This window comes from Nocardia vaccinii NBRC 15922 (assembly GCF_001613305.1).
GTDB classification, from domain to species: Bacteria; Actinomycetota; Actinomycetes; order Mycobacteriales; family Mycobacteriaceae; genus Nocardia; species Nocardia vaccinii.
Window position 1 is genome coordinate 209,478 of record NZ_BDCC01000032.1, and the last position, 14,951, is coordinate 224,428.

The following is a 14,951-nucleotide window of genomic DNA, read 5'->3' on the forward strand; positions in this document are numbered from 1 at the left end:
CCGGTGCGCGCGGGCACCACTTAGGCTTGCCTACATGAGCTGCCTCGCCCGGGTCCGATCGTCCCGCATCGCTTCCGCGCGGCCGGTGCGCCGCATCGCGCTGGCCGTATTCACCGTCGCGACGGTCACGACGGTCGGCGCGTGCGGGCCCTCCGGCGGGAACGGCAGCGCCGCGCAGCACGGTCCGGCCACCGCGACGCTCGCCGACCCCAACCCGGTGCCGATCGGGCCCGCGCCGCATCCAGCGTTACCGGTGACAGTGCACTCTTTCGACGGATCCTCGGTGACCGTCACCGACGCCGCCCGCATCGTCGCGGTCGACCAGTACGGCACCCTCGCCCAGACCGTGTGGGCGCTGGGCCTGGGCGCGAATCTGGTCGGCCGCTCCACCGCCGCGGCGTTCCCAGCGGCCAAGGACGTGCCCAGCGTGGCGGGTGGCAGCGGCAGCATCAACATCGAAGCCGTTGCCGCGCAACGGCCCACGGTCTTTCTCACCGATACCGTCAGCGCCACGCCCACCATGCGCGATCAGCTCAGAGCGCTCGGTATCACCGTGGTCTACTTCGATCCCGCACGCACCCTGGCCGGGGTCGGACCACAGATCCAGGCCGTGGCCGCCGCCCTGGGCGTGCCGCAGGCCGGCGCCGCCCTGGCCCAGCGCACCCAGCGCGAGATCGACGCCGCGACCGCTGCTGTGCCGAAACAGAATCCGGCGCCCGAGATCGCGTTCCTGTATCTGCGCAGCACCGCGATCACCATGATGGCCGGGCCGGCGTTCGGTTCACACGCGCTGATCACCGCCCTGGGTGGCGCCGACGCCGGGCAGGCCGCCGGGATCACCGAACCGTTCGTGCCGATCACCAGCGAATCGATGATCAGCGCGAATCCCGATGTGTTCCTGGTCATGACGGACGGCCTGCAATCGATCGGCGGCGCGGACGGCCTGACCGAGATCCCCGGCGTCGCCCAGACCAACGCCGGTAGGAACAAACGCGTCATCGATATGGCCGACTCGGTGCTGCTGAGCTTCGGCCCCAACACCGGCCGCATCCTCGCCGCTCTGTCCCGGGCCCTCTACGGCACCCGCCCCGCATGAGCGAGCCCACCCCGCAGGACATTTCACGGTGCCGCCCCACCGGCGCCGGCGCGGTGCCCGACGTCCCCGTATCGGCAATCGATGCAGACACGCAACCACCGCATCGAAGCCCGCACAGCGGCGTATCCCCCGCTGAAACACCCGATCCGGACTCGGCTCCGGAACCCGGCCGGGCACATGAACCGCAGGTCCCGCCCGGTAGCACCGCATCCTCGGGTGCACACGAACCGGCGCACACCGCCGACACCCCGGCACGGCGGCAATCCGTTCCGGCGGCGCCACCACGCAATGACGCTCACGCGCAACGGGATTCGAACACAGCGTCCGCGCCTACCGGCGAGGGCGGTGTCGATCCCGGGACGCGACGGTCTCGGCGCTCACGGGTGACGGTCGCGTTCGTGGTGTCCATCGCGCTGTTGGTGGGGTTGGCGTTGGTGTCCGCGGCGATCGGGCAGGTGCCCACGACGCCGTGGGAGGTCGCCGGGACGGTGCTGCACCGGATCGGGCTGGATTGGGGGCCGTTGCCGCATCATCCGGCCGGGCAGGTGACGTTGCTGCAGGTGCGTTTCCCGCGGGTGGTGTTGGCGCTGCTGGTGGGGGCCGCACTGGCCACGGCGGGTGCGTTGTTGCAGGGGGTGTTCGCCAATCCGCTGGCCGAACCGGGGGTGATCGGGGTATCGGCGGGGGCGGCGGTCGGCGCCGGAGTGGTGATCGTGGTCGGGGGCGCGTTCGCCGCGGCATGGTCGGTGGCCGCGGGCGCGTTCGTGGCCGGACTGGGCACGACGCTGCTGGTGTATCTGCTCTCGCGCTCGGGGGGACGCACCGAGACGGTGACCTTGGTGCTCACCGGTGTGGCGGTCAACGCGTTCGCCGGTGGGCTGATGTCGTTCCTGCTGTTCACCGCCTCGAACGCGGCGCGCGATCAGATCGTGTTCTGGCAGCTGGGCAGCCTCAACGGCGCGACCTGGCAGTCGGTGGCCGTGGTCGCGCCGCTGACCGGCGCGGGTGTGCTGGCCGCGATTCTGATGGCGCCGCGGCTGGATCTGCTCGCGCTCGGTGAGGCCGCGGCGCGGCATCTGGGTGTGGATGTGGAACGGTTGCGGCGCAACGTCGTTCTGGTCGTGGCCGTGCTGGCGACGGCGGGCGTGGCATTCACCGGGATCATCCTGTTCGTAGGGCTGATCGTGCCGCATGTGGTGCGCATGCTCGTGGGACCGGCGCATCGGGTGCTGATCCCGCTCTCGGCGATCCTGGGCGCGGTGGTGCTGCTGGCCGCCGATATCGGCGCCCGCGATCTGGTCACCAACGCGGACCTGCCGCTGGGCATGCTCACCTCCCTGGTCGGCGGCCCGTTCTTCTTCTGGCTGCTGCGCCGCACCCGCGCCCGATCGGGAGGCTGGGCATGAGCGGGGTGTCCCGGGCGCTCACCCGGATTCTCGCGCGCACCCACGCGATTCCCGAGGACCCGCCCCCGGGCACGGTCACCCTGCGCGGCACAGAGGTGAGCGTGGACCGCGGCAGCGGACGGCGAGTATTGGACCGGGTGAGCCTGGACGTGGTCGCCGGGCGGATCCTGGCGCTGGTCGGTCCGAACGGCGCGGGCAAGTCCACGCTGTTGGCGGCCCTGGCCGGAGAACTCGAACTCGCCACCGGCACAGTCGAACTCGACGGCCGCGAGCTGGCGCACTGGACCGTGGCGGATATGGCGCGCCGCCGCGCGGTCCTGCCGCAGACACACAACGTCGGGTTTCCGTTCACCGCCCGCGAGGTCGTCACCATGGGCCGAGCCCCATGGGCGCGCACCCCGCGCCAGGGCGAGGACCTGGCGGCCGTCGAGGCGGCCATGGCCGCCACCGACGTCACCCACCTCGCCCAGCGTCCGTTCCCGGCGCTGTCCGGTGGTGAACGCGCCCGCGTGGCGCTGGCGCGCGTGCTGGCCCAGCGCACCACCACCTTGCTGTTGGACGAACCCACCGCCGCCCTGGATCTGGGCCATCAGGAAGCGGTCCTGCACCTGGCCCGCGAGCGCGCCGCCGCGGGAGCCGCGGTCGTGGTGGTACTGCACGATCTCGGTATCGCCGCGGCCTACGCCGACAGCGTCGCGGTATTGCGGGACGCCCGCCTGGCCGCGTCCGGCCCGCCGCGCGAGGTGCTGACCACCGCACTGCTCACCCGCGTCTACCAGCATCCGGTGGAGGTCATCGACCATCCGGTCACCGGCGCGCAACTGGTACTGCCGCTGCGCCGCTGACCCGGTTCGGCGAAAAGGTCAGCGCCACACCAGTTTCAGCACCGCCGGGGTCAGCAGCAGCCGGATCACCGTGGCATCGAGGATCAGCGCGGCGATCATCCCGTACGCGATGTATTTCATCAGCACCAGATCCGAGAAGCCGAACGCGCCGGTGACCACGATCAGGATCGCCGCGGCCGAGGTGATCACCCCGCCGGTGTGGGCGATGCCGTAGCGGATCGCCTCACGCGGCGGCGCGCCACCCGCACGGGCCTCGGTCATCCGCGATTGCAGGAAAACCTCGTAGTCGGTGGACAGCCCGAACAGCACCGTCACGATCAGCACCAGCACCGCGAACATCAGCGGCCCCGGGGTGAAGCGGAACAGCCCCGCGCCGTGGCCCTCGACGAAGATCCAGGTCAGCACGCCCAGCGTCGCGCCCAGACTCAACGCGCTCATCACGACGGCTTTCACCGCCAGGATCAGCGAGCGGAACGCCGCGTACATCAGCGCGAGCGCCGCGCAGATCAGAATCGCCGCCAGCAGCGGCAGCCCGCCGATCAGCCCGCGGATGCTGTCGAGTTCGAGCGCCGGGACACCCGCGACCATCACCCGCACACCGGGTGGATGCGGGATCGCGCGCAGGGTGTCGATCGCCGCGTCGGGATGCTGCTGGTCCACCAGCCCGGCCGAGAGCACGTTGACACCGTGGGTGGTCGGCGCGGACGGTTCGAACGGCCCGGTCAGTCCCGGCGCGAAATTGGCCTGGAACCGGATGTCGGAGAGCTGCTGCGGATTCGCGCCCACCACCACGAGCTTGAGCGGTTGGGTGCGGAAGTCCGGAAACAGCCGGTCGAAATCCTCCTGCGCCACCCGCGCCGGATTGTCCGAGGCCAGATACCGTTCGCTCAATCCGCCGAATTCGATGTGCCGGAACGGGATCAGCAACACCAGCAGCCCCAGCACCACCGGTACGATCACCCGCACCGGGCGGCGCATCGCGAACAACGCCAGATCGGAGAAGAATCCCTGCCCGCGCCGGTCGCGCAACGTGGTAGAGATCTCCACCGGCTCAGCGCTACGCACACTGGCCAGCCGATGCCAGCCCCACAGGTCGATCCTGGTCCCGACGATGCTCAGCAGCGCCGGAAGCGCCGTCACCGACAACACCGCGGCCAGCAGCACCGCGCTGATCCCGCCGTAGGGCACCGACCGCAGCACCTGATGCGGATAGATGAACAACGCGCCCAGGCTCACCGCGATGATCGCCGCGGAGAACAACACCGTGCGCCCCGCGGTCGCCACGGTGCGGGCGGTGGCCTCCTCCACGGTCTGCCCGGCGGCCAGCTCTTCACGGAAGCGGGTCACCGCGAACAGCCCGTAATCGATCGCCAACCCCAGACTCACCAATGTCACCACGGCGCTGGCGAACACGTTCACATCGATCACATCGGTCAGCCCCCGGATGATGCCCTGGGTGCCCAGCACGGTCATCGCGCCGATCAGCACCGGCAGCAACGCACCCACCACACCGCCGAACACGAAGAACAGCAGGATAGCCACCAGCGGCAGCGCGATCAGCTCCGCGCGCCGAATATCGTGCTGCATCCCCAGATTGATGCCCTCGACCACCGGTTGCAGCCCGGCCAGTTGCACTGTCGTGCCGCCGGGTCCTGCGCCGGCCGCGCCCGCGCCGAGCCGGTCCTCGATGGCCAGGTAGTTGTTCACCGTCTGGGTGTCCTGGCCGCGCAACCCGATACTGGCGAAGGCGTGGGTGCGCGTGGCGTCGGCGAATGTGCCCATCATCGGGCCGTCGAAATAGCTGTCGATCTTCTTGATCCGGTCCGGATACCGGGCGTGCAGGTTCGCCAGCGCGGTGGTGATCGCGCCGTGTACGGCCGGATCGTCCACGGTGCGTCCCGGCGGGGCGGTGTACAGGACGATCACGTCGGCGTCGGTGTCGCGCCCGAACGTCTGATCGGCCAGTTGGGAGGCGATGACCGATTCGCTGTGGTCGTCGAACCAGCCGCCCTGGGTCAGGCGCGGTCCCAGATCGCGCCCGCAGAATCCGGAGACCGCGACCAACGCGACGAACACCGCCAGCACCGGATAGCGGTGCCGGTACACGAACCGGCCCCACCACAGCGACAACTCCCGGAACCGGCCCTGCTCGATGCGCGCGGGCTCGGTACCGGCTCGATGTTCGGTCACCGTGCGGCTCAATCGTTTTCCCGTTCCGTCCCGGCCCGGATCAGCCGCAGGCCGGGGTCTGGTAGTCCGCCGAGCGCAGGATGCCGCACAGGTCGGTGCGCGAGATCTTCCACGTGCCGTCCAGATCGATGAAGTGCATGACGGTGGTGCGCACGTTCTCCCCGGTGCCGTCCTTGTCCAGGCGCAGGGTCGCGGTCAGGGTGCCGTCGTGATTGTCGAACACCGGATCCACCACCCCGTACACCGCGTTCGGATGTTCGTGCAGCGCCTTGTACATATCGGGGATGGCCGACCGGAACGCCGCGCCGTCCTGGATCAGGTTGGTGCGGTCACTGTCCGGCAGCGACGGGTCCAGGGCGCGCTTGAGCTGGGTGTCCAGCTGCGCGGCAGTCGGAATCGGGGGCCGGTTCGCCGAACTCACGGCCGCGGCCTGCGCGGAGGAGGTCAGCGCGGCGTACGCCGAGGATCGGGCCGCGGCCACCGACGCCTCGTCCGGGTCGCTGCTGCACGCGGCGGTCAGCACGGCCAGCGCGATCAACGCACCGCCGATCGCTGCGCCCCGGGTTGTTCCTCGCACTGCCATCGCCATCCTCACGGCCTCGAAGTTAACCGTACTTCTCACTGTCCCACCAGTCCGTCATGCGGATATGCCATCAGCTGCGGCTCGGCCCCGGGCGAGCGTTCACCACCCCAAGGTAGGTGAACCACACCGGCGGCGGGCACGCGGGAGGGCCGGTGTGTTCGCGGCCCGCCGTGGCGCGGCTGCGTTCCGCGGCGGTGCGGGCCGCCGCCGGAGGATGGACCGGATATGTTGTGGCCCAGGCGATCACATGCTGTCGATGACGGCGCTCAGGCGCAGCAGCAGCGCATGGACCGTGGTCGTTTCGCGCGGGGCGTCGGGGATTACCGGCACCGCGTCCGGGATCAGATCGTGCACCATGGCGATCACGCTGCGCTCGTCGTCCAGGTCGATATCGGTGACCCGGGCTCGCGCGACGGCGATCACATCCTCCGGGCCGGGGACCTGCGCGCCGGAGTCGGTGCGGTAGATCTCGAGCCGCAGTGTGGCGCGCACGGTGCGGAACGCGAACGAGCGGCCGTCCTCGGTGGTGCCGAACCCGTGCGCGAACGCGCCGACGGTGATGTCCTCCACGGAAAAACCGCAACCTGGGTTTGTGCTCAACCGAGTCTCCTGATCAGGCCGTATGCGCTCGTCCACCGTAACGTCGAGTATCGACGAACCCGAGCCGCCGCGTATTCCCGGCGTGCCCGCGACGCGCCCACTCGTGCGGAACCACCCCGGCGAGCCGGTCCGGTCCGCGATCATGGTCAGATAAGAAAGCCCGCATGAGCGGGCCGGGGCCATCGGCGGGCGCCGCGCGGGCCGGCGAACGGTGCCGCGGCGGTGCCGCGGATCGCCCCGGTGGCAGGTGAGAAGGAGTTCGGAGTATGCGTGCTCGCGGTGTGAGCCGATCGGTGTGCGCGGCCGCGCTGGCCGCGGTCGCGGCGGCGGCACTGGCGAGTGGCTGCGCCCGGCATTCCGGCAGCGGTGATACCGCATCCACCGCCGCGCCCGCCGGCGCCGCGGTCGCACCGGTTCAGCACACCGCCCCCGCGGGCACGGTCGTCGCGTCCGGGCCCATCGCCGCACTGCTGGCCGAACCGGCCAGCGGCGATCTCGTGCTGCTGGACCGCGACGGTGTCACCGTACGCATCCAGGACCCCACCGGCAGCACCCCCGAACGCACCCTGACCCTGCCCGCCCGCGCGACCGCCCTCGTACCCGGACCGGCCGGGCAAATCCTGGCCGCCGCCGGGCGAGCGGTGCTGCACATCGACGTGGCCGCGGCCACCGTGCACACCACCGCGGTGGACGGCCAGGTCCGCGCGGTCGCCCAGCGCCCCGACGGCACCGAGGCCGCCGCCCTGGCCGACGGGCGGTTGCTCATCCTGGCCGCGGACGGGCACGTGATACACACGATCAACGGGATGAGCGGCGACGAGATCGCGGCCCCCGGCAGCGCGGTCGCGGTGCTCGACCGTGCCCGCACCACCCTGACCCAGGCCGATATCGCCCACGCGCGCCCCGGCCTGGCCCTGCGCACCGGGCAGGGCGCGACCAACCTGGTCACCGATCACTTCGGGCGGATACTGGTCACCGACACCGCGGGCGGGGCGCTGCTGGTGTACACCGCCGATCCGCTGGCGATGCATCAGATGTTCCCGCTGAGCTCCGCGCCCTACGCACTGGCCTATGATCAGCGATCCGAGACGGTGTGGGTCACCCTCACCGGCAGCAATCAGATCGCCGGGTTCGACCTGTCGACGGGTATACCGGTGGAAGTGGGTCGCTACCCGACGGTGCGCCAGCCGAACTCGGTGACGGTCGACTCCCGCACCGGCGATCTGTTCGTGGGGTCCGCGACCGGCGACGGTCTGCAGCGGATCGGCGCGGACGAGAGGAAGAGAGGGCAGTGATGGCTCGGGCCTCTGCGCACCGTTCACCCGCCAGGCGGTCGATCCCGGCGAGCTGGGAGGAGATCAGCGACGACGGGGAATGGGAATACGTGCCGCTGCGATTACCTCCCGAGGTCAATCGGGTGACCGCATCGATCCGGCTGTCCATCCATGCCGAATACGGCGGCTGGGAACTCTCGCGAGTCCGCGCGTACACCGACGGCAGCCGCCGTGTGCTGTTGCGGCGGCGCAAGACCTCCCTCCCGGTGCCGGAACCGGGGATGTGAGCCGCATGTATTCGCTGCTGCGGCGCCTGATGTTCCTGTTGCCCCCCGAAACGATCCACCACTGGGCGTTCGTCGCGATGTGCCTGGCGACCCGGTTCGCACCCACCCGCGCGGTGCTCGCGCGCCTGACGGTCACCGACGATCCGATCCTGAGCACCACCGCGTTCGGGGTGCGGTTCCCTGCGCCGGTGGGCCTGGCCGCCGGGTTCGACAAGAACGCCGAAGGCGTGAATGCCTGGGGCCCACTGGGTTTCGGCTTCGCGGAGGTCGGCACCGTCACCGCGCAGGCGCAGCCGGGCAACCCCGCCCCACGGCTGTTCCGGCTGCCCGCGGACCATGCGCTGATCAACCGGATGGGATTCAACAATCAGGGCGCGGCCGCGGCGGCACAGCGACTGCGCCACCGGCGGCCCGGCGGGGTGCCGATCGGCGCCAACATCGGCAAGACCAAGCTCGTGCCCGCCGAGCGCGCCGCCGAGGACTACGTCACCAGCGCCCGGCTGCTGGGCCCGCTCGCGGATTTCGTCGTGGTCAACGTCAGCTCGCCGAACACCCCGGGCCTGCGTGATCTGCAGGCGGTCGAATCGCTGCGCCCGCTGCTGGTCGCGGTCCTGGACTGCCTCGCCGAGACCGGCGGCGAACCCCGCGTGCCGGTGCTGGTGAAGATCGCCCCCGACCTGTCGGACGAGGACATCGACGCGGTCGCCGATCTGGCCGTGGAACTGGGCCTGGCCGGGATCGTGGCCACCAACACCACCGTCGGACGCGACGGTTTGCGCACCCCCGCCGAGCAGGTCGCCGCGATGGGCGCGGGCGGGCTGTCCGGCCCGCCGGTCGCCGAGCGCGCCCTCGAGGTGCTGCGCCGCCTCTACGCGCGGGTCGGCGACCGGCTGGTACTGATCTCGGTCGGCGGCATCGAGACCGCCGATCAGGCGTACGAGCGCATCCTGGCCGGTGCGACCCTGCTGCAGGGCTACACCGGATTCATCTACGGCGGACCGCTGTGGACCCGGCACCTGCATCGGGGCCTGGCCGCGCGGCTGCGCGCGGACGGCTACGCCGACATCGCCGAAGCGGTCGGCGCGGGCCACACCGCGCACACCTGAGTCCGGCAGGCACCGCGGGATCTCGCACCGGCAGAACCTCTCTCACCGGCTCGGTGTCATCCACCCCGACAGCACCGGCTCGGCCTCACGCGGGGTGCGAGTACCCGAATGCCGCCGCAACCGCTCGAACATCCGGCGCGCCAGCAGCAGCACCGCATGCTCGTATCGCACCCCGAGGGTGGCCGAATGCACGGACACCTGCCGATGAGCCTCCATATCGTGCACTACGGCCGGGTCGCTGAGCAGCTCGTCCATCTCCATGCCCGCAAGGGCCTGCTCGAAGGTGAGCCGGTGATCGGGCAGCCAGCTCAGCCGCCAGACCGCCGTGCCCGCCGCGGCCACCCGCCACGCGTGCTCGGGGGTGCGGTCACTGGTCATCGTCCAGGGGGTCGTCTCGATGGTCACGAGGTTCTCCTCTCGTGTGCCGCCGGGCAGAGCGGATGCTGCACCGGGAAGGGCTACCCACACCGTCGGCTCGGGGCGCCGAGGATGTGTCGTGTAGGTGGTCCGCGACGCTGATCAGCGCCCGGGGCGCACCATCGCGGCGAGGGTGCGCGTCCTCGCGGTGGCGTGGTCCGCCACTCCGAGGACCGGTGATCGGATGACGAGCCGCCCCCGCGGGCGGCAATCCGGTTCCGACTCCCCGGCGAACGTGCGCACCGGGGGGATCACCGACCAACGATCGATCGCCGAAACCGAGGATCGTGCCGGTTCCCGTCGTGCGAGCCAAATCGAAACGGCCTGTGCGGGAACGGATACCGCAATACCGGCATCGAGACGGCCTAGAGATGGGCACTGACCGTGACCGCGTCGGACTCGCCGTCGACCCGGATCGACCGTCGCCGACGGATACACCGCCTGGGTCGAATCGCTCCCAGCATGATGACCTCCCCGGAGCAGAGGCGCTCGAGATCGCCGATTGCATTATGGCACTTGCCGTTCCACAGCGGCAAATGTCGCGATAAGTTGGGAATTGCCGGAATCGACCGCCGATAAACCGGCAATCGCCGGTTCGTCGGTCGGTTTGCGATCGGAGAGCCCCGCGCACCGGAACGGAGGTGGTCGGCCCCATGGCCGGAAACGACGCGGCGATCGAGGCCGTGCGCAATGTGCTGTCCCGGCTGCGCAAACGCCGCGGCCTGCGCTCGAATCGCCTGGACAGCACCGAGATCGACGCCGCCGCCCTGCTGGGACTGCGCGTCATCGGCCTGTACGCGGACCGTCTCGGGCTGCGGCGCCAGGACGCGGTCGTCCCGGTCATCCGCGAGATGGTCCGGCGCATGCCCCCGACCGATCGCCTCATCGCCGATGCCGAACTGGCTCTCGGCCTGCTCGATGACGCCACCGCCGGCCGGATCGACACCGCCGGCCTCTACGCCGAGGATCTCGGCGCGCGCCGGGACTACCTGTGCGCGCACTGGCGGCGACTGCACGAGGCGGTGCGAGCCGAGACGATCCCGCCCGCGCCGACGGTCAGCCAGTTGCGCAGAAACCCCGAACACCGCGCATTCGCCGAGCTCGCCCGCCTGCTGGTGGAGGGCACCACCTACGGATCGCATCCGCCCGACGTCGCCGCGGACCCGGCCGATCCCCAGGTTCGCGGCCGGGTCACCGTCGTGGGCGACGCGGTGATCGACCACCTCTACCGGGTCGAGCGCATCCCGCAGGGGCACGGTACCGTCACCGGCAGTTTCATCGCCCACCCCGGCGGAAAGGGGCTCGCGCGGGCGGTGGCGCTGGCCCGCCTCGGCATCGAGGTCCATCTGATGGCCGCCGTCGGCGACGACGAGGCGGGCCGCCGGATCCTGGATTTCCTGCACGAACAGCAGGTCCGCACCGATCTGATCAAGATCCTCCCGAACGCCCCGACCCCGGTCACCGCCGTGATCGTGGCCCCCTCGGGCGAGCAGGCCACCATCGCCTGCAAGACCGACCCCGCCACCCTGAGCGCCGACGATCTCACCACCATGGCCACACACCGGGCCCTGAACAGCGCGGACGCGGTGTTGATGAGTTTCGAACAGCCCGTGCCCATCCTCGAGCACGTCCTGGCCACCCTCGGCGCACTCGAACCCCGCCCCACCCTGATCGTGCACGCCGCACCCCCGGTGACCCGCCCCGAACGGCTCTACCCGCATCTGCGCGTGGTGGACTACCTCATCGGCACCAGCGACGAGCTGAGCAGGCTGACCGGCACCATCGAAGCCGCCTGGCAATTGCGCATGCACGGGGTGCAAACCGTCTGCACGATCGACGATTTCGGTTGTTCGGTGCGTTCGGACCGGCTGACCGTGGACATCCCGCCGTTCCCGACATTGCTCACCGGCTCGCCCGGTGCTCATGCGGCGTTCTCCGCTGCGCTGGCGTATCGTCTGCTGCGGTCGCGGCGGCCCGCCGATACAGGCGACTTCACCTGGGCGACAGCCGCGATGGTAGCCACGCAGTCGCTCGATGATGTTCCCAGCGCCATGCCGCCGGCCGACCGGATCGACCACATCGTGAAACTCGCTTCGGAGGAACGTTGACCACTGCCCTGCCCCCGTCCCTCGGCTCGGCCGGGGACACCGAGCACACCTTCAGCCGCGGGGGCCGTGAAATGCCGTTACAGGTGCGCGAGATCGGCGGCGCCACCGACCACGGCCACATCCTCGTCTTCGGCCGACCGGCCGAGAATTGCCTGGTCCGTATCCATTCACGCTGCCTGTACGGGGAGTCGCTGGGCTCGGACGACTGCGACTGCGGCCCAGAACTCGACAAAACCCTGGACCTGATCCAGGACGCCGGCGCCGGCGTGCTGGTCTACCTCGAGCAGGAAGGCCGCGGCCTGGGACTGCTGGCCAAGGCCCGCGGCTACCGGCACAGCGAACAATCCGGCGCGGACACCTTCACCAGCTACGAGGCGCTGGGCTATCCCGCCGACGCACGCACCTACACCGCGGCCGCCGAAAGCCTCTACAAACTCCTGGTGAACCTCGGCATCGGCAGAATCCAACTGCTCACCAACAACCCGGCCAAGGCCGCCGCGGTCACCGACACCGGCCTCGCGGTCACCGTCCTCCCGCTGCGCACCACGGTCCTGAGCGAACGCGCCGGCAACTACCTCGAGGCCAAACGCCGCCAGCGCCACCACTGGATCCCCACCGACAACGCCCCTTGGGCGCCGGACCTGTCCTGACGATCGCGGGAACCGTGATGAGCGTCGAACGCACAGACACCACCGAGGATCCGGATCGGCGGTCGACCTCCACCAGGACCGCGCTCATCGACATGCTCGTCGTCATGGCGGCACTCACCGCCGTGGTCGTGCTCGTGGTCGTGGGACATTCCACCGCCGCGGTCATCGCCGCCGCGGGGGGATTCGTCCTGTTCATCACCCACGCGTGGCGTCGCACGCGCCGATAGTCCGGCCGAATGCACTGTGGCCCCGCACATTACGTGCGGGGCCACGGTATCGGGCGTAATCAGCCCTGGATCTCGAACGTCCCGACGATCTGCGCGCGGGCGATGGCGTGCGAGAACAGGTTGAAGCCCAGGAAAGCGGGAGTCGCGTCCGCGCCCACTCCCAGGCTCTCCACATCCACCGCGTGCACGGTGATGAAATACCGGTGGTAACCGTGCCCGGCCGGAGGCGCCGCGCCGACGAATCCGGCGAAACCGCCGTCGTTGCGCAACTGCACCGCCCCGGCCGGCAGCGTGCCGCCGGAGCTGCCCGCGCCGCTGTCCAGCGAGGTGACCGCGGCCGGGATGTCGGCCACGACCCAGTGCCAGAAACCCGAGGCGGTCGGGGCGTCCGGATCGAAGACGGTCACCGCGAAACTCTTGGTCTCGGCCGGAAAACCCGACCACGACAGCTGCGGGGACACATCCTTGCCACCGGGAACGCCGAACGCGCCACTGGCCTGCTCGATCGCGAACGCGTTGCCGTCGGTCACATCGGCCGAGGTCAGCTCGAACGTCGGCAGTTGCGGCAGCGATGCGTACGGGTTGTAGGAATAGTCGGGCACGAGGCTGTCCTTTCGTCGTCGAGGTCCACGCCGGGCCACAACCGGCCCGGCCCACCCTCGAATCGTCAGCTGTTCAGCAGGAAGTGTTCCAAAACCTTGGTACCGAACTCCAGTGCGGGCACCGGGACCCGCTCGTCGACGCCGTGGAACAGCGCCGAGAAGTCCAGTTCGGGCGGCAATCGCAGCGGCGCGAAACCGAAGCAGCGAATTCCCAAGCGCGCGAACGCTTTCGCATCGGTGCCGCCGGAGAGCATATACGGCACCGTACGCCCGTTCGGATCGTGCGCGAGCACCGCGGCATTCATCGCGTCGACCAGATGCCCGTCGAACGTCGTTTCGTAGGAATCGAGTTCGGTGATCCACTCGCGCTCGACATCCGGGCCGATCAGCTCGTCGACCTCGCGTTCGAACGCGGCCTGGCGGCCCGGCACCACCCGGCAGTCCACCACCGCCTCCGCGGTCTGCGGGATGACGTTGGCCTTGTATCCGGCCTGCAGCATCGTCGGATTGGCGGTATCGCGCAGGGTCGCGCCGATGATCCGCGAGATCGTGCCCAGCTTGGCCAGCTGACCCTCGATATCGGGGCTGTCGGGATCGAATTGCAGACCCGACTCCTCCGATACCGCGGCCAGGAATTCCGCGACCGAATCCGACAGCACCAGCGGGAAGGTGTGCTTACCCAGCCGCGCCACCGCATCGGCCAGGATCGTGACCGCGTTGTCCTCGTGCAGAAACGACCCGTGTCCGGCACGAGCCTTGGCGCGCAAGCGCATCCAGCCCAGCCCCTTCTCCGCGGTCTCCACCAGATACAGCCGCCGTTCGGTGCCGTCCGGGCGCGGCACGGTCAACGAGAACCCGCCCACCTCGCCGACGGCCTCGGTGACGCCGTCGAACAGATCGGGACGGTTGTCCGCGAGCCACTGCGAACCCCAGCGCCCGCCGTTCTCCTCATCGGCCAAGAACGCGAACACCAGATCCCGCGGCGGGACCGTGCCCTCGATCTTGAACTGCCGCGCCACGGCCAGCGTCATGCCGACCATATCCTTCATATCGATCGCGCCGCGGCCCCACACGTAACCGTCGCGCACCGCACCGGAGAACGGGTGCACACTCCAATCCGAGGCCTCCGCGGGCACCACATCCAGATGACCGTGGATCATCAGCGCCCCCCGGCTCGGGTCCGCGCCCCGCAGACGGGCGAAGACGTTACCGCGGCCCGGCGCCCCCGATTCCACGTATTCGGTGATGTAGCCGGCCTGCTGCAACTGATCGGCCACCCATTCCGCGCACTCGCGCTCCCCCTTGGTCGTGGCCAGATCCCCGGTATTGGAGGTGTCGAACCTGATCAGCGAACTGACCAGATCCACCACCTCCGATACCGCGCGGGAAGTCGATTCCGATCGCCTGTCTTCACCAGTTGCGGACACGTCCCCTTCCTACCATTGCCGCAGCCCCCGGCCACGCCTTGCCCGCAGCTCGCGCGTAATCCCCCGCGCCGCGCACGCGGTACCGCATCGCGGGCGGCTGTCCGCGCGGTCACGATCAACGGACCGGGACCGG

15 protein-coding genes are annotated in these 14,951 nt (G+C 70.1%); 9 read left to right on the forward strand and 6 right to left on the reverse strand.

Translation table 11 applies throughout. The features are described from left to right. Positions 1–34: 34 nt before the first annotated feature. From NV1_RS20960 to NV1_RS20970, 3 genes are all read left to right on the forward strand, one after another. A complete protein-coding gene (locus NV1_RS20960) occupies positions 35–1,096 on the forward strand; it encodes a heme/hemin ABC transporter substrate-binding protein (protein ID WP_067893762.1) in 1,062 nt (353 codons plus the stop codon). 383 nt (positions 1,097–1,479) lie between these two features. Further along, entirely contained in the window at positions 1,480–2,502 is a 1,023-nt protein-coding gene (locus NV1_RS20965) for a FecCD family ABC transporter permease (protein WP_067893763.1), read from the forward strand. Beyond that, a complete protein-coding gene (locus tag NV1_RS20970; RefSeq protein ID WP_084525571.1) occupies positions 2,499–3,347 on the forward strand; it encodes a heme ABC transporter ATP-binding protein in 849 nt (282 codons plus the stop codon). The genes NV1_RS20965 and NV1_RS20970 overlap by 4 nt, the downstream gene beginning before the upstream one ends. A gap of 18 nt (positions 3,348–3,365) precedes the next feature. Here the strand turns inward: NV1_RS20970 and NV1_RS20975 are convergent, their stop codons facing one another. From NV1_RS20975 to NV1_RS20985, 3 genes are all read right to left on the reverse strand, one after another. After that, positions 3,366–5,537, reverse strand: a complete 2,172-nt coding sequence (locus NV1_RS20975) for an MMPL family transporter (RefSeq protein ID WP_245713830.1) — start codon at positions 5,535–5,537, stop codon at positions 3,366–3,368. Positions 5,538–5,577: 40 nt separating this feature from the next. Then, a complete protein-coding gene (locus tag NV1_RS20980; protein WP_067893931.1) occupies positions 5,578–6,120 on the reverse strand; it encodes a WKL family lipoprotein in 543 nt (180 codons plus the stop codon). A gap of 243 nt (positions 6,121–6,363) precedes the next feature. Continuing rightward, on the reverse strand, positions 6,364–6,720 hold the full coding sequence (locus NV1_RS20985; RefSeq protein WP_067893934.1) for a hypothetical protein: 357 nt from the start codon (positions 6,718–6,720) through the stop codon (positions 6,364–6,366). A gap of 266 nt (positions 6,721–6,986) precedes the next feature. Between NV1_RS20985 and NV1_RS20990 the strand changes: the two genes are divergently transcribed. From NV1_RS20990 to NV1_RS21000, 3 genes are read left to right on the forward strand one after another with little or no spacing between them, the layout of a single operon-like run. After that, the gene (locus tag NV1_RS20990) at positions 6,987–8,015 is read left to right on the forward strand and encodes an NHL repeat-containing protein (protein ID WP_067893767.1); all 1,029 of its coding nucleotides are present in this window, start codon (positions 6,987–6,989) and stop codon (positions 8,013–8,015) included. Beyond that, positions 8,015–8,281: a DUF5703 family protein gene (locus NV1_RS20995; protein WP_067893769.1), complete on the forward strand. Its 267-nt coding sequence runs from the start codon at positions 8,015–8,017 to the stop codon at positions 8,279–8,281. The genes NV1_RS20990 and NV1_RS20995 overlap by 1 nt, the downstream gene beginning before the upstream one ends. A 5-nt stretch (positions 8,282–8,286) precedes the next feature. Beyond that, positions 8,287–9,387, forward strand: coding sequence for a quinone-dependent dihydroorotate dehydrogenase (locus tag NV1_RS21000; protein ID WP_067893772.1), 1,101 nt, complete (start codon positions 8,287–8,289; stop codon positions 9,385–9,387). A gap of 42 nt (positions 9,388–9,429) precedes the next feature. Here the strand turns inward: NV1_RS21000 and NV1_RS21005 are convergent, their stop codons facing one another. Beyond that, positions 9,430–9,792, reverse strand: coding sequence for a hypothetical protein (locus NV1_RS21005; protein WP_067893774.1), 363 nt, complete (start codon positions 9,790–9,792; stop codon positions 9,430–9,432). A 665-nt stretch (positions 9,793–10,457) separates the two neighbouring features. Here NV1_RS21005 and NV1_RS21010 point away from each other — a divergent pair. The 3 genes from NV1_RS21010 to NV1_RS21020 are packed head-to-tail and all read left to right on the forward strand — an operon-like array spanning position 10,458 to position 12,789. Further along, entirely contained in the window at positions 10,458–11,912 is a 1,455-nt protein-coding gene (locus NV1_RS21010; protein ID WP_067893937.1) for a PfkB family carbohydrate kinase, read from the forward strand. Continuing rightward, a complete protein-coding gene (locus tag NV1_RS21015; RefSeq protein WP_245713831.1) occupies positions 11,909–12,562 on the forward strand; it encodes a GTP cyclohydrolase II in 654 nt (217 codons plus the stop codon). Before NV1_RS21010 ends, NV1_RS21015 begins: the two co-directional genes overlap by 4 nt. Positions 12,563–12,579: 17 nt before the next feature. Then, positions 12,580–12,789: a hypothetical protein gene (locus NV1_RS21020; protein WP_157117180.1), complete on the forward strand. Its 210-nt coding sequence runs from the start codon at positions 12,580–12,582 to the stop codon at positions 12,787–12,789. A 59-nt stretch (positions 12,790–12,848) separates the two neighbouring features. Here the strand turns inward: NV1_RS21020 and NV1_RS21025 are convergent, their stop codons facing one another. Together NV1_RS21025 and NV1_RS21030 are read right to left on the reverse strand one after the other, a co-directional pair. After that, on the reverse strand, positions 12,849–13,391 hold the full coding sequence (locus tag NV1_RS21025; protein ID WP_067893778.1) for a YbhB/YbcL family Raf kinase inhibitor-like protein: 543 nt from the start codon (positions 13,389–13,391) through the stop codon (positions 12,849–12,851). 65 nt (positions 13,392–13,456) lie between these two features. Continuing rightward, entirely contained in the window at positions 13,457–14,818 is a 1,362-nt protein-coding gene (locus NV1_RS21030; protein WP_084525572.1) for a M20/M25/M40 family metallo-hydrolase, read from the reverse strand. Positions 14,819–14,951 lie beyond the last annotated feature (133 nt).